This is a genomic window from Bacillus sp. PAMC26543, assembly GCF_014250375.1.
Taxonomy (GTDB): Bacteria; Bacillota; Bacilli; order Bacillales; family Bacillaceae; genus Bacillus; species Bacillus halotolerans.
In genome coordinates this window covers 835,111-853,747 of record NZ_CP060193.1, presented here as the reverse complement: position 1 = coordinate 853,747, position 18,637 = coordinate 835,111, and the positions used below count along the sequence as shown (strand labels likewise).

Here is an 18,637-nt window from a genome sequence, read left to right as displayed (position 1 = left end):
CTCATTTTTCTGTTATCCCGTTACATAATACATCTACGATTGATTCAAGAACTTCTCCTGTCGTGTACTGATGTTTGAGCGGATAATCAGGATCATATACTTGGTTGATGCTTCCTATATACATTTGAACCAATAAATCAATGTTGATGTTTCTGATCTTCTTTTGCTCCCTGCACTCGTTTAACAATCCAATAACAACTGACCATTCTTCCTTCATAAACGTGTCTAATTTGAGCCACGCATCGTAATGGGATTTCTTCAACTCTTGTAATAACCCCATGTTCAGCAGCTCCATTTCCTTTGGAAGACCGATCAGCATTTGCTTCACCTTTTCAAGCGCATCTAGGGTCTCATCTTCATAGATGCTTTTTTCCATTTGCTTCATCTCTGCGATAAACTGCGCCACGACGGCCTCCGCAAGCTGATCTTTCGACGGGTAATGCGCATAAAGCGTCCGCTTGCTTGTTCCAAGCGCTCCCGCCAGATCGTTCATTGTAAATGAAAAACCTTTCTGTCTGATCAGGCGAATGGTTTCCGCCAATATTCTTTTTTCCAAATCAATCACCTCGCTTTCGGTACTAGAAAAACTTTTTTGGTACCAAAATTATACGACAGCAGGTTCTGGAAATCAATACAATAAAAAAACCTCTTCCCAAAGGGAGAGGTTTTCTAAAAAACGCTGCGGACCAAGCCGCCGTCCGCCCGAAGTGCCGCGCCATTAATCGCGGAAGACAGCGGGCTGCTTAGGAATGTAACAAAGTGGGCGATTTCTTCCGGCCGGATCAGCCTTTGGATAATTGAAGTCGGACGGTTTTCCTTCATAAAACGGGTCTCGGCTTCTTGAACAGTCAGGTTTTCACCAGGATAAAGAGAGTTCAGCATTGTTTCCACTCCCTCTGTTAAGGTTGAACCCGGCATGACTGTATTTACCGTTACATTTGTGCCTGTTGCCAGCTCCGCCAAGCTGCGGGAAATGGAAAGCTGCATCGTTTTCGTCGCGCTGTAATGGGCCATTTCCTGAGAAGGCATGATTGCCGCTTCACTGGCAATAAAAATCACCCGGCCTTCTTTCTTCTCTATCATTTTGTGTAAATACTTGCGTGTGAGCCTCACACCGCTCATAATATTCACTTCAAAAAATCGGAACCACTCATCATCGGGAATATCAAAATACGCCGCCGGTTCAAAAATCCCTAAATTATTGACCAAAATATCAACCTGCGGATATGCCTGAAACAGGTCATTGCAGCCTTCTTCGGTTCCAAGATCAAATGCGGCCGGATAAAACACAGCCTCTGCATGCTGTGTTTTCAAATCGTCTATCGTCTGATTCACTTTTTCTTCCCGGCGTCCGTTAATGATAACCGCCGCGCCTTCTTCCGCCAACGAAGCGGCAATCGCTTTGCCGATCCCCGACGTTGAGCCGGTCACCAGTGCGGTTTTCCCACGTAAATTCAGCTTCATTCGTTCATCCCTCCGTTTTTGTTTCCTCTTATTTATTAACAGAAATGCGATTGGTAAAATATCTGCTGTAAAACCAGTATGAAACAGCTGGGATTCAAATGGAAGTACGCACTTTTTGGTGCCTGTTATACGAAAAAAATGAAGCAGAACTGCTGGATAAGGGAAACGACATTCCTTATACCATTAGACATATTACAAATTACTAATTTTCACATAACTGTTGGAAATGACCTTTCCATTTGCGATAATAAAACTAATATGTGATGGGTAAATGGGGCGAATAAGGATATGGCATTTTAAAACAATAGCATTAAGCCTTACTTTATTAACCGACGCGCAAGCCATTTCACCCTCAAGCGATTTTTAAACCGAAGAAAATGGGTACTTTGGATAAGCGGTAAGTAGACTCTCTGCAAGTCTACTTTATTTTTTTCTCATAAATAAACGAGGTGAAAATCAATGAATGGTATAGAATTTTTAGAATCTGTGTCGCAATTTGGACAAATCATTTTATTGTTCTCCGGCTACGCCCTGTATTGGAGATTAGGTAAAACAAAAAGAGAACGAAGACTAACAAAATATGAGACTTTTCTTAGGTTCTTTGTAATGTTCGGCATATTGGCATGGGCGTTTTCGTTTCTTGCTTTGCATTTGTGGTAACAATCTTCTGTCGATATTTGACTTATTATGATTAAAACCCTTCTTTTGAAAAATGTATGTTGCTTTTACCATTTCAAAAAAGGGGGAGTTCACACATGTTGAAAAGATTGTTTTTTCTAGCGTCGGTTTTCTTTCTTGCTATTGCGACAATAGCACCAGCAGTTCAGCAACCCAATTTAATACGGAGGACGGTTTAGATGGCTTAACTGAAGAACAAATTAAAAAAGCTCTAACAGAAGTTGAGTACATCTTTACTAAGATTTTAGTTTTTGACAAAGAGACGGGGTATACAGTCAAAGAGGATGGGCTTGAAAAGTCTCCTTATACTACAGGTCAAACTAAGCCACAAACCTCCCATAGCATCTCAATTGCATCTCCCGAATAATTGAGATTAAGGATAAAATTCACATGCAGATTCAGAGAGAGCCGATAGAGTAACTGTCTCTTTTAAAAGACATAAAAAATAGCGCTGAAAACACAGCGCCAGTAAAATTGATTATAGGATTTTTGGTTCTTTTTACGATAGCATAGCGACTAGCACAATTGATAGACGGTACGAAAAATACCTTAGAAAATCAGGGGTTAAAAAAATAGTGCTCCACGACTTCAGACTTCACATGCATCATACTTGATCAATAAAAAATGCAATCCATTGGTCATCGCATTGAACAGGTATAGTCACCTTTACCCGTCTGCACAACATGAAGTTATTGGCTTCATGGAAAACGAAAAATTTTAAAAGTGTTACCAAAAAGTAACCGCAGTGCCCTCGAAAGCTTTAGAAGCCTTGATAGCACTGCGGTTTCAAAGTATGTATGGAGACGGTGGGAGTCGAACCCACGTCCAGAAACATCGATTACTTAAGCGTCTACGAGCGTAGCCTGCATATTTGTGTTTTCACTCATCTTCTTGCCTGCGGGCGGGCCTTCCGAGAGCTAGTCTGTTTGTCTCTTCTTACGTTCTCAGACGGGAACGCAAGCGTAGCCTACTTGGATGTGCTCTTCACAGACACATAGGCAATGTCAGGAAGAGCTCGCTGCGCTTATTAGGCAGCTAATGCTACGTTTTGGTTAAAACTGTTAGTTTTGCCAGTTATATTTATGTGCGTGTTTACGAGATCGCCTCTCGGCTCGCAGCTCAAGCTCGATCCATCCCTGTCGAATCCGTAACGTCCCCTTGTTATAAGGGAAATACGGGAGAAATATCAAGCTCTCACTCAAACTGGCTACATTCCTATTATAACATGATCACGGCTCATTTCAATTGACAAATCCTTCAAGAAAAGACCGTGTCATCTCATCGTGAAATCAGTATAGCACAGGCTGGATTTCAGTATCAAGCGTTATGCTTTTTAGAACCCTTTTTGACTGTCTCTGAACGCTCTTTCAATTTCACGCTTCGCATCCTTGCGCTTCAGATCTTCACGTTTGTCATAGTTTTTCTTCCCTTTACCCAGACCGAGAAGAACTTTGGCAAAGCCGTTTTTCAAATACAGCTTGAGCGGAACGAGAGAATAACCTTTTTCCTTCGTTAAGCCGATCAGCTTGTTAATTTCCTTGCGGTGCATTAACAGCTTTCTCGTCCGGAGCGGATCGTGGTTATAGCGGTTTCCCTGCTCATACGGGCTGACGTGCATATTGTGGAGAAATACTTCTCCCCGTTCGATTTTGGCGAAGGAATCTTTTAGATTCACGCGGCCGGCGCGAATCGCTTTGATTTCTGTTCCTTGCAATACAATGCCTGTTTCATATGTTTCTTCTATAAAATAATCGTGATTGGCTTTTTTATTTTGTGATAATACTTTTCCTGACCCTTTCGGCATGCCAGAACCTCCTCTCACTAAGGAAAAACTGTCCACCTTTGCGATACGCTCTATTTTACCAAATGTCACGCATGGCTACAATGAAAAGCTGTTTCCGAAAGAAAGCAAATAGAGCGCTGCGGCCCTATTTGCTGGTTGAGCTGCTATTTCTTCTTTTTCCGTTTCTGCTTCGGTGCGTTTTGAAAGCCGCGTTTTTTCTTTTTTTTCTTCGGCTTTGTGAACCACTCTCCTTTTTCCTCGGAAGGAGCAGGAGATACAGGCGTATTTGTGCTTAACACGCGTTTTCTGGCAGGTTTTCCGCGTTTTCGGCTGCGGCTGTCCATTTCTCTCGGACGGCGCGGGGTGCCTTTCATACCGACGATTTCGAAGTCAATATTGCGCTCGTCTTTATTGACGTCAACGACTTTAACTGTAATTTCATCTCCGATGCGGAACACATTCCCCGTCCGCTCGCCGATCATCGCAAAATGCTGCTCGTCAAAGCGATAATAGTCATCCGTCATAAAGCTGACGTGGACGAGTCCTTCAATTGTATTCGGCAGCTCGACAAACATCCCGAAGTTTGTCACAGAGCTGATCATGCCGTCAAATTCTTCACCGATTTTATCAAGCATATATTCCGCTTTTTTCAAATCATCTGTTTCACGCTCTGCGTCAACTGCACGGCGTTCCATTGATGAAGTATGTTCAGCGATATCCGGAAGCCGTTCAGCCCACTTCTCCTGTGTCGCTTCATCGACCTTGCCGTTGATTAAGTACGTTCTGATCAATCTGTGGACGATTAAATCCGGATAACGGCGGATCGGCGATGTGAAATGGGTATAGAATTCCGTTGACAGGCCGAAGTGCCCTAAGCTTTGCGGGTCGTATTTCGCCTGCTTCATGGAACGTAGCATGACAGTAGAAATCACTGTTTCCTCTGGTCTGTCACGAACAGCGTCAAGAATGCTTTGCAGCGCGCGCGGATGAATATTTCCCGCCGTTCCTTTTACAACATAGCCAAATGTTGTCACAAACTCTAAAAACTTTTGCAGTTTTTCAGCATTAGGCTCTTCGTGTATCCGGTAAATAAACGGAACGTTCATCCAATGGAAATGCTCTGCAACGGTTTCGTTCGCAACAAGCATAAATTCTTCAATCAGTTTTTCGGCGACTGAGCGTTCTCTGATCACAACGTCTTTGACCGCCCCTTCTTCATCAACAAGCACCTTTGCTTCTTTAAAGTCAAAATCCACGGCGCCGCGGTTCATCCGCTTTTCGCGAAGAATTTCTGCCAGCCGCTCCATGTCTTTGAACATCGGTACGAGCGGTTCGTACTTTTGCTTTAATTCTTCATCATCATCAACAAGAATCTGATTCACATCGGAATATGTCATTCTTTCCGTTGTTTTGATGACGCTTTGGAAGATTTCGTGCTCTGTGACTTCTCCCCGACTGTTGATGGTCATTTCACAAGAAAGTGTCAGGCGGTCAACCTTCGGATTTAATGAACAAATACCGTTTGACAGTCTGTGCGGAATCATCGGAATCACACGGTCAACCAAATACACACTCGTTCCTCTTTCCATCGCTTCTTTGTCAATCGGCGAGTTTTCAGTCACGTAATGGCTGACGTCGGCAATGTGAACGCCAAGCTTATAGCTGCCGTCATCCAGCTTTGTCACTGTAACCGCGTCATCCAAGTCCTTCGCGTCCGCTCCGTCAATGGTGACAATGACCTGGTCACGGAGATCACGGCGGTCTTTCAGGTCTTTTTCATCAATCGTATCAGGCGTGCTTGTCGCCTGTTCCATTGCATCGGCAGGGAATTCACCCGGCAGTCCGTGCTTATGGATGACTGATAAAATATCAATGCCCGGATCATTTTTATGGCCGAGAATGGATTCAATCTCACCCTCTGCATTCATTCGGCCTTCAGGATAGCTGGTCAGCTTAACAACCACCTTATGCCCTTCAGCCGCGCCATTTTTCCCGCTATTAGGAATGAAGATATCGCTTGTGATTTTTTTGTCATCCGGAATGACAAAACCAAAGTTTTTTGTTTCTGTATAGGTTCCGACTACCCGCTGAATCGCTCTTTCTAAAATACGAATGACGGTGCCCTCTTGTCTGGAGCCGCTTGACTGCGAATTCAGGCGTACCATTACGATATCGCCGTTCATAGCTGTATTCAGCTCATTAGGGGGAATAAACACATCGCTTAACGACGTATCCTCAGGCAGCAAAAAGGCAAATCCCTTCGGATGCGCAGAAAGCTTTCCTTTAATTAAATTCATTTTTTCCGGAATGCCGTAGCGGTCGCTTCTCGTCCGCACGATAAGCCCTTTTTCCTCCAGCGCAACCAGCGCTTTGACGAGCTCTTTAAATTCCTCGGCATCCGTAATCTGTAACATCTCCTCAAGTTCCTGAACAGTCAGAGGCTTGTACGCCTCTTCCTTCATAAACGAGAGAAGCTTATCCATAAATGCTTCTTTTTCCATAATCCGACCTCCTGTTGGTTACCAATCCAGCTTCTCTAAAAATTCATACACATCTTGATGTACGATGTCCCGTTCCTTGTCCAGCGTGATAACATGGCCTGATTCCTCATACCATTTCAGCTGTTTCTCATCAGTTTCCACTTCGTTGTAAATAATATTTGCGCTTTCGGTATTAATCATGTGATCATGACGGGCCTGCACAACAAATGTCGGAGAATAGATCATATCGACATTCTTTCGCACATCGGCAATCAAGTCTTGCAGCGCCTTAAGGGTATTCATCGGCGTTTTTTCAAATTCCTTCATTTCCTCTTCTATTTGCTCCGGGCTTTTCCCCTCGAATTTTTTGTAATTGCGCGCGTAGGAAAGGACGCCCTGATACATGACCTCTTCGCTTTTAATATGCATTGGCGCGCACATTGGGACAATTCCCTTTATGGGTACAGTGTAACCCAATTTCAGCGAAAAAACCCCGCCAAGCGACAGTCCGCAGGCAGCAATGTCCTCATAGCCTTCAGATTTTAAATATTCATAGCCATCCATGACGTTTTTCCACCAGTCTTCAGGCCCCGTATGTACCAATTCTTCAGGCGGAACGCCGTGTCCTTCATATTGAGGAGCGTGGCACGTATAGCCCCGTTCATTCAAATAACGTCCCAGCATTCTCACATCTGCTGTATTCCCTGTAAAGCCGTGCAGCAAAAGCACCGCTTTGTCTCCGCCCTTAAATGTAAATGGTTTTGGTGTCACAACTTTCATGCTCATTTCTCCCTTTCTTTCTGCACGATCATTTTAGTTTTCCACAGTTTGATAAGAAAAAAACGCTCTGAATATCAGCCAGAAACGTGAAAAAGGCCTGACTTTACATCAGACCTTATACAAACATTGCCCTATAGGATATAAGCAAGCGCAATCGTCAACACGAAAAACAAGACTGCCAGCACAACCGTAATGCGGTGCAGAATCAAATCAAGACCTCTTGCTTTTTGTTTCCCGAAGAGCTGCTCCGCTCCGCCTGAAATCGCACCAGATAATCCGGCGCTTTTACTGGATTGAAGCAAAACGACAATAATAAGTGCAATACTGACGATAACCAATAAGGTAATCAAAACCGCGTGCATCCCTTACACCTCCAGACTCACTGGCCTACATTACTTCTATTTTACATGAAAAGGTTTGGCATGTCACGCCGTATCAGACGCCAAAAGACCGGATAAGACATTTTGTTTTGGTTAGCCTATTCGTATGAATTGAGCGAAAAGGGAGAACAACAATGCCGATCATCAGCACAGTCAATAAGAAACATCTATATTATGAGGAATATGGACAGGGAATCCCTATCATTTTTATTCACCCGCCGGGCATGGGACGCAAGGTTTTTTATTATCAGCGCCTTCTGGCGGATCATTTCAGGGTGATATTTCCCGATTTAAGCGGACATGGCGACAGCGATCATGCAGACCAGCAAATCTCGATTTCCTATTACGCAAACGAGATCGTGCAATTTATGGATCGTTTGCACATTGATCAGGCTGCAGTATTCGGGTATTCCGCCGGCAGCTTAATTGCACAGCACATTGGCTTCACCCGGCCAGACAAAGTATCTCATTTGGTGTTGTCCGGCGCGTACCCCGCTGTTCATACCATGGCCGGTCAGCAGCTTCACAAAATGGGAATGTATCTTCTTGAAAAAAGTCCCGGCATGCTGATGAAAATTATCGCCAGCAGCCATACGAAAAACAGACAGCTCCGAAATCTATTAACGAGTCATATGAAAAAAGCTGACCTCGGCCATTGGTATCAATATTATCGGGATTCGCTCCACTACAGCTGCCTTGAACAATTGCCCCGTTTTAACATGCCGATGCTGTTTATGTATGGCGGCCTGCGCGACTGGACCTTTACACATGCAGGCTATTACCGGAAAGCATGCAGCCACGCTGAATTTTTCAGGCTGGAATACCAAGGCCATCAGCTGCCGACAAAACAATGGAAAACATGCAATGAACTTGTGACGGGTTTTGTTTTGACACATTGATGTTAAGGCTTAGAAAACGCTTGGTTCCCCAGGCGTTCTTAAGTTATTGACTTTTGTCAATAAAATCATAGTAAAAAAGATCCTCAAACTTCAAGTCAAAATAGTGAAGCATTTTTCCGATCACAAGCTGCCCCGGCCGTCTTTCTCCATTCAGCACACGGCTCAGTGTGGCGGGTGAGACTCCGATTTCCAGCGCAAGCTGATTGAGGGAATAATCGTTATTGACCATATACTGCAATACATAATCACGTCTAATCTGTATCTTTTCTACTGGCACTTTCCTCACCTTCCGTTCATGAAAAAACTTTTTCTATACATTTACATTACGGCGTATGTTAACTTTTGTCAATACATTTCCAGCCTACCTATTCCCTTTAGTCAATAAACATACTAAAATATGAGTAACAGTGAGGGACGGGGTGAGACATATGGAAAGCTTCGGCGAACAATTACGGGCATTGCGTGAGGAGAGAAAGTTGACAGTCAACCAGCTGGCGACTTATTCCGGTGTAAGCGCGGCCGGCATCTCCAGAATTGAAAACGGCAAACGCGGCGTTCCTAAACCTGCCACCATCAAAAAACTGGCGGAGGCCTTAAAAATTCCTTATGAAGGGCTTATGTATAAAGCGGGATATATCGAAGAGATTCATGAAGCCAGAGCGCCTTATGAAACGAAGTGCCAGCTGCTTGAAAAGGCGGAGGCTTATGACCTGAAAAATCTTGCCCTTCTTGAGAGTGAAAAATGGCAGTATCTCAACAAAGAGGATTTGCTCATGCTGGATCATTATTTCTCTTTTATTTCAGACGAAGCCAAAAAACGATCTGCTGATCAATAACTCTTTCCAGAAATGCGAGGCGATCATCATGTCAACATTCGGACAGGAATTAAGGGCGCTGCGCCGCGCCCGCAAACTGACAGTAAACCAGCTTGCGGTGTACTCGGGCATCAGCTCAGCGACCATTTCAAAAATAGAAAACGGCAAGCGCGGCACACCAAAGCCCGCGACCATAAAAAAGCTCGCAGCGGTGCTGAAAATACCGCACGAAAACCTGATGGCAGCCGCAGGGCACATTACGGCTTTTCCTGAAGAAATTCGAGAGGCTTCGGAAAGCTATCAGTCTATTTATGCGATTTATCAGACGGCTGTCACTCGAGGAACAGAGAACCTGTCTCTTTTTAACAGCGAAAAATGGCGGCATCTCTCCAAGCAGGATATTGAAAATCTCAGCAAATACTTCGATTTTTTAGCTTCCGAAGCGAAAAAACGCTCCTCTTCCACGTAATCTTCTGCATCTCTTTCCGCATTTTATCAATCACGCATGCATACGTTCCCTCGTTATTTGCGTTATAATAATGACAGACGAGGTGAAAAGTATGAACCAATCAGAAATGTGTCCTAGATTTGAAAAAGCAGTCGACATCTTGAGCAAACGCTGGGTTGCTTTAATCGTTTTTCAACTGTTGAACGGTCAGCAGCGATTTAGCGAAATAGAAGCAGCACTTCCAAATCTAAGCGGCAGAGTTCTGTCAGAAAGGCTGAAAGAACTTGAGCTTGAAGGAGTTGTTAAGCGGGACGTCATCCCCGAAACTCCGGTTCGCATCGAATATTCATTAACCGACAAAGGAATGGCGTTAGCGCCCATTCTGGGTGAAATCTCCAAATGGGCGACTGAATGGATTGACCCTTCCTTTCATATGTAATTGCTAAAACGGTTCTATCTCCACGGAGAGAAGAGCCGTTTTTTATTTTTTATTTCCAGGTGAAAAAACAATTTCTCAGCCGATATATAGTACATCACATCACTTTTTTAAAAGGAGAACACGTAAATGCGACTGACGATTTCCCGCAAATTCAGCCTGGTATTTTTGACACTGATCCTCATCAATCTGCTTATAGGCGGAATAGGCGCTTTCAATATGCAGCACATCATCAAAAAGACAGATGAAATCAATACAAAATGGATAGACGGCATTAAAGAAATTACATCTATTAATTATTTGACAGAGCACCTTTCCTCTAAGGAAAAGGATTTCCTGATTTATACAGACAAAGATAAAATGGATACGCTGGAACAAGATATGAACCAGATTCTTAAGGATATCAATGAAAAGCTTGATAACTATGAAAAAACAATCTCTAACGACAAAGAGCGCAGCATTTTCGAACAGCTCAAGACTGAAGTCAACTCATATACGAATATTCATAACCAGATTTTAGAGAGCGGACGCACGAATGATATAGATAAAGCAAGGGGTTTATTGGTACAGACTGAAGCAAGCTTTGAGGATATGAAAAAATCAATCACTGAACTGGTTGACTTTAATAAAGAAGGCAGCAACACGGCGGTGAAAGAAACCAAGGACGTTTATTATAAAGGCCTCATTTACACTGCTTTGCTTCTGGCAGCTTCCATCGTCATCAGCATATGTATTTGGCTTTATATCAATCGCAGCATTGTAAAACCGATTATTCGAATGAAGTCATCTGCGAATGAGATCGCCGAAGGCAATCTGTCAAATGACATAGAGCCGCTGGCCTCAAAAGACGAGCTCGGCGATCTGAACGAAGCGCTTCAGAAAATGGTAGGGAATTTAAGAGATATCGTCGGATATTCAAAAGAAATCTCCACCCGCGTGCTTTCTTCATCACAGGTGCTGACCACTGCAACGAATGAAACAAGAACCGGCAGCAGGCATATTACCGAAACGATGAACGAAATGGCTGAAGGCTCCGAGCAGCAGGCGCAAGACGCTGTGACAATCGCCGAATCAATGAATGAATTTACAGAAAGCATTGATAAAGCCTACAATCACGGCATGACGATCAGCGATACGTCTCAAAACGTTCTCGAACTCGCCGTAAACGGAAACGAAAATATGGATACGTCAGTGCAGCAAATGAAAACAATCCATCATATCGTTCAGGAGGCCGTTCATAAAGTGAGATCGCTGGAACAGCATTCTCAGGACATCAACAAGCTTGTTCAGGTCATCAACGGCATTGCCGAGCAAACGAACTTATTGTCACTTAATGCCGCAATTGAGGCAGCCCGCGCAGGAGAAAGCGGCAAAGGCTTCGCCGTTGTGGCTGAGGAGGTCCGAAAGCTCGCAGATGGCGTATCTGACTCCGTTCAGGATATCACTAAAATAGTTGGCGGCACACAGCAGGAAATCAACACTGTCATCCAGTACCTGGAAAGCAGCTTTACCGAAGTAGAAAAAGGTACTGAAAACCTGACTGACACCGGACAGGCCATGCAGAACATTAAGCAATCGGTCACCTATGTAGCGGACAGTATTAAGGAAGTAACGGACGGATTAAAGCAGTTAACAAACCAATCGATCACAATTAACCAATCGATTGAAAATATCGCCTCCGTTTCTGAAGAATCCGCCGCCGGTATTGAAGAAACATTTTCCATTACCGAGCAATCCGCCCATTCAATGGATCAAGTGCTTCAAAATGCTGAGGAGCTTGAGCGTTTGGCGAAAGAACTTAATGAGAAAATGGATCAGTTTACAATTTAAATAAGAAAAAAGAGGCTGGAATCATCCAAGCCTCTTTTTTTGTTCTTATGCAGCTGTTTGAATACGTCTCACCCTGGTTCTTTTTTTCTTGACCGGATGTAACGCCCGCTCCACCCAAGCCATGAGCAAATCAGCCGCAACCGCCATCACCGCAGTCGGAATCGCGCCGGCTAGAATAATCGCCGTTCCGTTTGTGGCGTTTGACCCGCGGACGATCATATCCCCAAGGCCGCCGGCGCCGACAAATGTGCCGATTGCTGTAATGCCGATAGCGATGACGAGAGCCGTTCGAAGGCCTGCCATAATGACAGAAAGCGCGAGCGGGAGCTCAACCATCCGAAGAACTTGGAATTTCGTCATCCCCATCGCTTTTCCTGATTCTAAGTATGCGTGTTCAATGCTGACAATGCCTGTGTACGTGTTTCGGATAATCGGTAGCAGGGAATACAGAAATAATGATAAAATCACTGTGTTTGCGCCGAGCCCCATGACAAGCATCAGGACTGCCAGCATGGCGAGCGCCGGAATCGTCTGAATGACATTTGTTACGGCGAATACCCATCCTGACAAGCGGCGGAAATGCGCAATGAGGATTCCGACCGGAACCCCGACGACAGCAGCAAACAAGACGCCGTAAGCCGACATGAGAAAATGGCGGCCGAATTCTTCCATTACATAGCTGCCGTTCTGTGCATAATACGTCATTAACTGTTCAAGCACATTCATTGGTCAATCCCCCTTTCACGATTCGAAGTAGTGATGCTTTTGCAAATATTCCTTGGCAACGACAGACGGTTCTTTTAGGTTACCGTCGACTTCATAGTTAAGCTCCTGCATCGTGGCTGTATCGATTTTTCCGATCATTTTCTGAATGATGCCTTCCAGTTCAGGATGTTCTTTAAGCACCTGTTCCGGAACAACAGGAGAGCAGTCGTACGGAGGGAAAAATTGTTTATCATCCTTTAGCATTTTGAGATCATAGGACTTGATTCTCCCGTCCGTGGAGTAAGCGAGGACAATGTCCATTTTTCCGCTTTTCACCGCGTCATACACAAGCCCGATCTGCATCGGATACGTGCCGCCGAATGTCACGCCGTAGGTTTTCGTAAAATCCTGATAGCCGTTCCCTTTCAGCTTCATCCAATAATTGTCGACGCCCAACTTTAATTGCGGCGCCCATTTTTTGATGTCTGATACGTTTTCTAAATGATATTGGTCCGCAAGCTTCTTGCTGACGGTAAAGGCATACGTATTATCAAACCCGTAGGAGTCATACCATTTTAAATCGTATCTTTTTTTAAACTCCTGCTGTGTCAGCGCCAGCGCTTTGTCCGGATCTTTTTCAGGTTTCATCCTCAGCGTGCCTGTCAGCGCGTCACCTGTATATCTTGTGGCCGCAATATCGATTTCTACATTCATCAAGGCCTGCTGCTGCACCGCGTTGGAGCCAAGATTTTTAATGGTTGTTGTTTTTAGATCCGTATGGTGTTCGATCAGCTGGCCAAGCATGCTTGCGATGATTTCTGATTCACTCATGCTTTGCGCGCCGATTTTGATGGTCTGGTCTGAAGCGGCGCTGAGCCCGGGAAGCGAACAGCCGCTTAGCATCAGCATTACTGCGAGCGTAAAACCGCTCAGCCATTTAAGATGTTTTCTTTTCATGAGCAGCCTCCTTATGAAACTTCCTTCATTCCCTGCAGTCCGGCAGGCGTGATTTTTCGTTCCGTCAACGCAAGCACATAATCAATGACAATCGCCAATATCGTGACGGGAACCGCTCCTCCGATGATATATTCCGGCTGATATAAATTCAGGCCGATGAAAATATAATCACCCAATCCGCCGCCTCCGATAAAGGATGCAAGCGTCGCCCAGCCGATTAAATAAATCGTGGATGTTCTGATCCCCGCCATGATGACGGGCGCGGCAAGCGGCAGTTCCACGAGGCGGATTTGTTCAGCTGCCGTCATCCCGATGCCTTTTCCTGATTCAAGCAGATTTTTGTTAACGCCGCGAATCCCGGTATACGTGTTGCGCAGGATCGGCAAAACGGAATAGAAAAACAAGGCCACAATAGCCGGAACTTTTCCGACTCCCAAGAGCGGGATAAAGAAAGCGAGGATTGCCAGACTGGGCAGCGTCTGAATGATATTCACAATGCCGATAATGGAGCCGGCTCCTTTTTTCATTCTGGTAAGCACAATCCCAAGAGGCACAGCGGCAGCCACGCCTAAAATGACGGCGATGAGAGAAATGGTGATATGCTCATATGTTTTGTAAAGCAGCTCGCCTCCGTTGGTTTGCAAAAATTCAATGATATGATTCATGTCTGACAACCTCCCTATGACAATACTGCGAGCTGTTTTTCTTCTCCCCAGATGGACTCATACACAATGTCAACCAGGCTCGCTCTCGTCACAATTCCTATTAAACGGCTGTCTTCATCTACAACCGGCACGTACTTTACACCCCGTTTTAAAATTTTGTGTACTGTATCCCGCAGCAGTGTTGCGCCCAAGACGGTGTAGATGTCTTGATGCAGGACCTCGCCTACGAGCTCGGCTTTCTTCCGGCATTGATCAATGATTTCCACATCTACATAGCCTAGAAGAACATGGCTGTCATCTACAACCAGGAGCGAGTCGACACGCTCCTGCCTCATCAGCTGGATCGCTTCAGAGAGCGTTTTATCCGCCGTAATGGTCACCGGGTGTGTACTCATAATTTGATCAACCCGCTCAACATCAGGACTTGATGACTGAATCAGGCGCTCCTTGCCGATAAACTCCTCAACAAATTCGTTTGCCGGATTTCTCAGAATATCATCAGGCGTTCCGATCTGCACAATCTCTCCGCCTTTTAAAATGACGATCCGGTCTGCTAGCTTAATCGCTTCATCCATATCATGGGTAACAAATACGATGGTTTTATGTAAGGTTTTTTGCAGTTTTTTAAATTCTTCCTGAAGGGAATCCCTCGTAATCGGGTCAAGCGCCCCAAACGGTTCATCCATTAAGATAAGCGGCGGTTCCGCGGCAAGTGCCCGTAATACACCTATTCGCTGCTGCTGTCCCCCGCTTAATTCATGAGGATAACGGTCTAAATATTCAGGTCCCATATCAACCAATTTTAAAAGCTCACGCGCACGTTCTTTCCGCTGCTGCTCCGGCCATTTCAGCAGCTTAGGCACAAGTGATATGTTCTGCTGAATGGTCATATGGGGGAACAGTCCGATCTGCTGAATGACATAGCCGATCTTACGCCTGAGTTCTACCGGGTCCTGTTCCATCATGTTCTCGCCGTCAATAAAAATCTGACCGGCTGACGGCTCAATTAATCGGTTAATCATTTTCATCGTTGTCGTTTTTCCGCAGCCGCTTGGACCGATAAAACAGATAAATTCACCTTTTTCAATTTCCAGATTCACGCTGTTCACAGCTTTTTTGCCGCCCTTATATGTTTTCGAGACATTTTTTAATGTCAGCAAACATCGCACCTCCAAAATTAAATTCATTCAATTCGTTCAGTTCATATTTAATTTTTCAGACAATTGAATGCTTCCCATTATAGAATAAAGTTTATAAAATAAAAAGTTTACAATTTGTTCATATTATTTATAAAGTATGTGTAAACCCTGATTTACCCGTATTGACCGGTAATGATCTCCTTATTGCTCCAATTTCCTGCCAAATTCTATGATTACAGCATTTCCGCCGCATCAAAAATGTGGTATATTGACATCGGAATTGTTAGCTGAAAGGATTGAAACTGTTGGAGAAAGATCCGTTAACGATAATTGAACAGACTGAAGACCACCTCATAGAAAGAATCGCGGAAAACATGCATGCATTTGGAATGCCCTCTACCGTTGGACGTGTGCTGGGCATTATTTATATGAATCGCAAGCCGATGACGCTGACGGAATTATCAGAAGCGACCGGCATGAGCAAAACGCGAATGAGCCAGGTCGTGCGGGACATGCTCGATGCCAACATCGCCGAGAAGGTGTTCGAAAAGGGCGTGCGAAAAGACTTATACGATGTTGAAGAGGATTACTACCAAACCTTTATCACTCTGTTTACAGCCACTTGGAGCAAAGTCGTCAGCAAAAATAAAATGATGCATAAAAAACTCAACCGGGAGCTGCTCAGTATCTTGGATGAAGAGCTTTCTCCTGAAGCGGAAGAAAAGGTGAATGAGCTGTTGAAGGAATTAAAGGAATGGCTCGACTATTACAATTGGCTCGCCCGTCTGATTGAGTTTTTTGAGAGTGAAGAGATTTTTAAATATGTGCCGAAACCGTAAAGAAGTTCCCAAAATTGATATTGGGAACTTTACGTACAATACAAATTTTAAATATCAAATTTTTCCCACAAAACAAAACCAAATATAATTTACAATATTTTGTTTATTATCCATTTTCTGTTGATTATTCTTACTAGTTATTATATAATCTTTTTGAAATGATTAGATTGGCTTAAAGGAGGTAACCCAAATCAAAAAAAGAGCAATTATAACTATAACGACTATATGTTTCCTTTCATTTTCTTCCTATTACTTTAGTAATATCTCACCTCAGAATCCACTGTTTAAAAAAAATTTTTTGCAACAATTGTCTCCCCAAGGCTTTGGCTTTTATAGTAAAAGCCCTACTGAAGAAAACATTTCGTTTCACACAAAAGAAAATTTAAAGTTACCTAATGCACTTCCTAATAATTTTTTCGGGATAAAAAGAGAAGGAAGAGTTCAGGCAATAGAATTAGGCAAAATTGTTGAGAATATCGAACCAAAGAATTGGAAAACATGTGAAAACAACACTTCCTGCACAAATTTAGAGAGACAAATGAAGCCTATTGAAGTAAAAAAAAGCAAGGACTATACACATCTTAGCAAAGGAGAGTACCTTATATACCGACAAAAGCCACTCTCATGGTATTGGATAGATTTTAAACAAACTACCTCTTTTGAAAGAAAGGTGCTAAAAGTAAAAATAATATGAAAATATTAAATAGTTTCGAAAGTTATATTGACACCTATAATCCATGGAAAAATACATATGCACTTTCTAGAAGTTTACTTGGTTTCTCAACATTACTAGTTTTAGTATTTAATAGTGCTGATATTTTATTTAGTTATAGTGCAAATAATGTCACGTGTGAAAATGTCTATATTCCCACTGCCTTTTGTTTTGCTAACAAATATAGCATCAGTTTTGAGGTTATAAGATACTTAATGATTTTTATATTAGCTTTAGTGGTTATAGGATGGAGGCCTAGATTTACCGGTTTTTTCCACTGGTATATTTGCTATAGCATTCAAACTTCAGCTTTAACTATTGATGGCGGTGAACAAATTGCAACTGTTCTTTCATTTCTTTTATTTCCTGTTACATTATTAGATTCAAGGCAAAATCATTGGAAAATAATAGATATCAATTATGAATCTTTCACAAAGAAGATAGTATTATTTTATTTAGTGACAATAATTAAAATTCAAGTTTTTGTAATCTATTTAAATGCAGCTTTAGAGCGCTTGAAAAATAAAGAGTGGGCTGAAGGGACAGCAATTTATTATTTCTTTTCTGATCCTGTTTTTGGATTGCCTGATTATCAACTTAATTTATTGAATCCACTGCTTGAAAGCAACTATATTGTTGTCATCACTTGGTTAGTAACTATTTTTGAGCTGTTCTTAGCAGCAAGTATAGTTTCTAATATCAGAATAAAAAAAATTGCATTAATATTAGGAATAATATTTCACATAGGGATAATAATCAGCATCGGTATTGTAAGTTTCGGCTTAATCATGATATCTGCATTAATTATATATCTACATCCTATACAACAAAATATCAATTTGAATTGGTGTTCTCCTTTATTTAAATATATATCCGTAAAAGGAAAAAGGAATTTCAAAAGATTAGGAGGTGAATCAGTCAAGTTCCTTACAAAATTGTTTCATAACTAATATTTAGATAATGGAGAAATAACTTAATGGAGGTATAATAATTTGAAAAGTAAATTACTTAGGCTATTGATTGTTTCCATGGTGACGATATTGGTTTTTTCATTAGTAGGATTCTCTAAGGAGTCAAGTACATCTGCTAAAGAAAACAATACATTTTCTGGAGAAGATTACTTTAGAGGACTTTTATTTGGCCAAGGAGAGGTTGGTAAATTAATTTCTAGCGATTTGGACCCTAAACTCGTAAAAGAGGCGAATAGTACAGAAGGTAAAAAATTAGTGAATGATGTAGTCAAATTTATAAAAAAAGATCAACCACAATATCTGGATGAATTGAAACAATCGATTGACAGTAAAGACCCTAAAAAACTCATTGATAATATGAATAAAGCAGATCAACTTATCCAAAAATATGCCAAGAAAAATCAAAACGTAAAATACTCTACCAATAAAGCAACTCCATCTTGCGGGCTTTATGCCGTCTGTGTAGCAGCTGGATATTTATATGTTGTAGGCGTTAACGCGGTAGCATTGCAAACCGCTGCCGCCGTAACAACTGCAGTTTGGAAATACGTTGCCAAATATTCCTCTTCAGCTTCTAATAATAATTCTGATCTAGAAGCTGCTGCTGCAAAAACCCTAAAATTGATTCATCAATAATCATTATAAAAAAAGTGTCT

General features: G+C 42.7%; 21 protein-coding genes and 1 other RNA gene. 10 read left to right on the top strand and 12 right to left on the bottom strand.

Going from position 1 to position 18,637, the window contains the following annotated elements; all coding sequences use genetic code 11:
* Position 1: 1 nt before the first annotated feature.
* The gene (locus H7F27_RS04215; protein ID WP_044159119.1) at positions 2-556 is read right to left on the bottom strand and encodes a TetR/AcrR family transcriptional regulator; all 555 of its coding nucleotides are present in this window, start codon (positions 554-556) and stop codon (positions 2-4) included.
* A gap of 113 nt (positions 557-669) precedes the next feature.
* The gene (locus H7F27_RS04210; RefSeq protein ID WP_185848618.1) at positions 670-1,464 is read right to left on the bottom strand and encodes an SDR family NAD(P)-dependent oxidoreductase; all 795 of its coding nucleotides are present in this window, start codon (positions 1,462-1,464) and stop codon (positions 670-672) included.
* Between the two features lie 459 nt (positions 1,465-1,923).
* Between H7F27_RS04210 and H7F27_RS20795 the strand changes: the two genes are divergently transcribed.
* A complete protein-coding gene (locus H7F27_RS20795; RefSeq protein WP_024122855.1) occupies positions 1,924-2,124 on the top strand; it encodes a hypothetical protein in 201 nt (66 codons plus the stop codon).
* 813 nt (positions 2,125-2,937) lie between these two features.
* On the opposite strand, the gene ssrA is transcribed toward H7F27_RS20795, so the two are convergent.
* The 5 genes from ssrA to secG all read right to left on the bottom strand — a co-directional run bounded on the left by ssrA (position 2,938) and on the right by secG (position 7,547).
* Positions 2,938-3,300: a transfer-messenger RNA gene (gene ssrA / locus H7F27_RS04205) on the bottom strand.
* A 175-nt stretch (positions 3,301-3,475) separates the two neighbouring features.
* On the bottom strand, positions 3,476-3,946 hold the full coding sequence (gene smpB, locus H7F27_RS04200; protein WP_010331890.1) for an SsrA-binding protein: 471 nt from the start codon (positions 3,944-3,946) through the stop codon (positions 3,476-3,478).
* A gap of 143 nt (positions 3,947-4,089) precedes the next feature.
* On the bottom strand, positions 4,090-6,426 hold the full coding sequence (gene rnr, locus H7F27_RS04195) for a ribonuclease R (RefSeq protein WP_095713015.1): 2,337 nt from the start codon (positions 6,424-6,426) through the stop codon (positions 4,090-4,092).
* Positions 6,427-6,444: 18 nt separating this feature from the next.
* Positions 6,445-7,185: an alpha/beta hydrolase gene (locus H7F27_RS04190; RefSeq protein WP_141243761.1), complete on the bottom strand. Its 741-nt coding sequence runs from the start codon at positions 7,183-7,185 to the stop codon at positions 6,445-6,447.
* A gap of 131 nt (positions 7,186-7,316) precedes the next feature.
* Complete coding sequence (gene secG, locus H7F27_RS04185; RefSeq protein WP_003220028.1) at positions 7,317-7,547, bottom strand: preprotein translocase subunit SecG; 231 nt, start codon at positions 7,545-7,547, stop codon at positions 7,317-7,319.
* Positions 7,548-7,699: 152 nt separating this feature from the next.
* Here secG and H7F27_RS04180 point away from each other — a divergent pair, with 152 nt between their 5' ends.
* Positions 7,700-8,464, top strand: coding sequence for an alpha/beta fold hydrolase (locus tag H7F27_RS04180; protein ID WP_095713013.1), 765 nt, complete (start codon positions 7,700-7,702; stop codon positions 8,462-8,464).
* 43 nt (positions 8,465-8,507) lie between these two features.
* On the opposite strand, the gene H7F27_RS04175 is transcribed toward H7F27_RS04180, so the two are convergent.
* The gene (locus H7F27_RS04175) at positions 8,508-8,741 is read right to left on the bottom strand and encodes a helix-turn-helix domain-containing protein (RefSeq protein WP_010331894.1); all 234 of its coding nucleotides are present in this window, start codon (positions 8,739-8,741) and stop codon (positions 8,508-8,510) included.
* Positions 8,742-8,892: 151 nt separating this feature from the next.
* Between H7F27_RS04175 and rghR the strand changes: the two genes are divergently transcribed.
* The 4 genes from rghR (at position 8,893) to H7F27_RS04155 (ending at position 11,993) form a co-directional block, all read left to right on the top strand.
* Positions 8,893-9,300, top strand: coding sequence for a transcriptional repressor RghR (rghR, locus tag H7F27_RS04170; RefSeq protein WP_024122860.1), 408 nt, complete (start codon positions 8,893-8,895; stop codon positions 9,298-9,300).
* A gap of 28 nt (positions 9,301-9,328) precedes the next feature.
* The gene (locus H7F27_RS04165; protein ID WP_024122861.1) at positions 9,329-9,748 is read left to right on the top strand and encodes a helix-turn-helix domain-containing protein; all 420 of its coding nucleotides are present in this window, start codon (positions 9,329-9,331) and stop codon (positions 9,746-9,748) included.
* Between the two features lie 91 nt (positions 9,749-9,839).
* The gene (gene catR / locus H7F27_RS04160; RefSeq protein WP_010331897.1) at positions 9,840-10,166 is read left to right on the top strand and encodes a catDE operon transcriptional regulator CatR; all 327 of its coding nucleotides are present in this window, start codon (positions 9,840-9,842) and stop codon (positions 10,164-10,166) included.
* A gap of 126 nt (positions 10,167-10,292) precedes the next feature.
* Positions 10,293-11,993: a HAMP domain-containing methyl-accepting chemotaxis protein gene (locus H7F27_RS04155; protein ID WP_185848617.1), complete on the top strand. Its 1,701-nt coding sequence runs from the start codon at positions 10,293-10,295 to the stop codon at positions 11,991-11,993.
* A gap of 45 nt (positions 11,994-12,038) precedes the next feature.
* Here H7F27_RS04155 and opuBD read toward each other — a convergent pair whose 3' ends face one another.
* Genes opuBD through opuBA form a run of 4 tightly spaced genes read right to left on the bottom strand, consistent with a single transcriptional unit; the run spans position 12,039 to position 15,480 of the window.
* Positions 12,039-12,719, bottom strand: coding sequence for a choline ABC transporter permease OpuBD (opuBD, locus tag H7F27_RS04150; RefSeq protein WP_024122863.1), 681 nt, complete (start codon positions 12,717-12,719; stop codon positions 12,039-12,041).
* A 15-nt stretch (positions 12,720-12,734) separates the two neighbouring features.
* Positions 12,735-13,655 (bottom strand): choline ABC transporter substrate-binding lipoprotein OpuBC, encoded by a 921-nt coding sequence (opuBC, locus tag H7F27_RS04145; protein ID WP_185848616.1) that lies wholly within the window; start codon positions 13,653-13,655, stop codon positions 12,735-12,737.
* Positions 13,656-13,666: 11 nt separating this feature from the next.
* Positions 13,667-14,320, bottom strand: coding sequence for an ABC transporter permease (locus H7F27_RS04140; RefSeq protein WP_185848615.1), 654 nt, complete (start codon positions 14,318-14,320; stop codon positions 13,667-13,669).
* A gap of 14 nt (positions 14,321-14,334) precedes the next feature.
* Positions 14,335-15,480, bottom strand: coding sequence for a choline ABC transporter ATP-binding protein OpuBA (opuBA, locus tag H7F27_RS04135; RefSeq protein WP_101864778.1), 1,146 nt, complete (start codon positions 15,478-15,480; stop codon positions 14,335-14,337).
* 284 nt (positions 15,481-15,764) lie between these two features.
* Between opuBA and H7F27_RS04130 the strand changes: the two genes are divergently transcribed.
* The 4 genes from H7F27_RS04130 to sdpC all read left to right on the top strand — a co-directional run bounded on the left by H7F27_RS04130 (position 15,765) and on the right by sdpC (position 18,617).
* Positions 15,765-16,298: a GbsR/MarR family transcriptional regulator gene (locus H7F27_RS04130; protein ID WP_024122867.1), complete on the top strand. Its 534-nt coding sequence runs from the start codon at positions 15,765-15,767 to the stop codon at positions 16,296-16,298.
* Between the two features lie 214 nt (positions 16,299-16,512).
* On the top strand, positions 16,513-16,992 hold the full coding sequence (gene sdpA, locus H7F27_RS04125) for a sporulation-delaying system protein SdpA (RefSeq protein WP_049809963.1): 480 nt from the start codon (positions 16,513-16,515) through the stop codon (positions 16,990-16,992).
* Positions 16,989-17,960, top strand: a complete 972-nt coding sequence (locus tag H7F27_RS04120; RefSeq protein ID WP_185848614.1) for a sporulation-delaying protein SdpB — start codon at positions 16,989-16,991, stop codon at positions 17,958-17,960. Before sdpA ends, H7F27_RS04120 begins: the two co-directional genes overlap by 4 nt.
* A gap of 42 nt (positions 17,961-18,002) precedes the next feature.
* A complete protein-coding gene (sdpC, locus tag H7F27_RS04115; protein WP_024122870.1) occupies positions 18,003-18,617 on the top strand; it encodes a sporulation delaying protein SdpC in 615 nt (204 codons plus the stop codon).
* Positions 18,618-18,637: the final 20 nt, after the last annotated feature.

Bases quoted from the DNA above. Each gene is read 5' to 3' on its own strand.
- H7F27_RS04210 (WP_185848618.1), bottom strand. From the start codon at position 1,464: ATGAAGCTGAATTTACGTGGGAAAACCGCACTGGTGACCGGCTCAACG.
- H7F27_RS20795 (WP_024122855.1), top strand. From the start codon at position 1,924: ATGAATGGTATAGAATTTTTAGAATCTGTGTCGCAATTTGGACAAATC.
- smpB (WP_010331890.1), bottom strand. From the start codon at position 3,946: ATGCCGAAAGGGTCAGGAAAAGTATTATCACAAAATAAAAAAGCCAAT.
- rnr (WP_095713015.1), bottom strand. From the start codon at position 6,426: ATGGAAAAAGAAGCATTTATGGATAAGCTTCTCTCGTTTATGAAGGAA.
- H7F27_RS04190 (WP_141243761.1), bottom strand. From the start codon at position 7,185: ATGAAAGTTGTGACACCAAAACCATTTACATTTAAGGGCGGAGACAAA.
- secG (WP_003220028.1), bottom strand. From the start codon at position 7,547: ATGCACGCGGTTTTGATTACCTTATTGGTTATCGTCAGTATTGCACTT.
- H7F27_RS04180 (WP_095713013.1), top strand. From the start codon at position 7,700: ATGCCGATCATCAGCACAGTCAATAAGAAACATCTATATTATGAGGAA.
- rghR (WP_024122860.1), top strand. From the start codon at position 8,893: ATGGAAAGCTTCGGCGAACAATTACGGGCATTGCGTGAGGAGAGAAAG.
- H7F27_RS04165 (WP_024122861.1), top strand. From the start codon at position 9,329: ATGTCAACATTCGGACAGGAATTAAGGGCGCTGCGCCGCGCCCGCAAA.
- catR (WP_010331897.1), top strand. From the start codon at position 9,840: ATGAACCAATCAGAAATGTGTCCTAGATTTGAAAAAGCAGTCGACATC.
- H7F27_RS04155 (WP_185848617.1), top strand. From the start codon at position 10,293: ATGCGACTGACGATTTCCCGCAAATTCAGCCTGGTATTTTTGACACTG.
- opuBD (WP_024122863.1), bottom strand. From the start codon at position 12,719: ATGAATGTGCTTGAACAGTTAATGACGTATTATGCACAGAACGGCAGC.
- opuBC (WP_185848616.1), bottom strand. From the start codon at position 13,655: ATGAAAAGAAAACATCTTAAATGGCTGAGCGGTTTTACGCTCGCAGTA.
- H7F27_RS04140 (WP_185848615.1), bottom strand. From the start codon at position 14,320: ATGAATCATATCATTGAATTTTTGCAAACCAACGGAGGCGAGCTGCTT.
- H7F27_RS04120 (WP_185848614.1), top strand. From the start codon at position 16,989: ATGAAAATATTAAATAGTTTCGAAAGTTATATTGACACCTATAATCCA.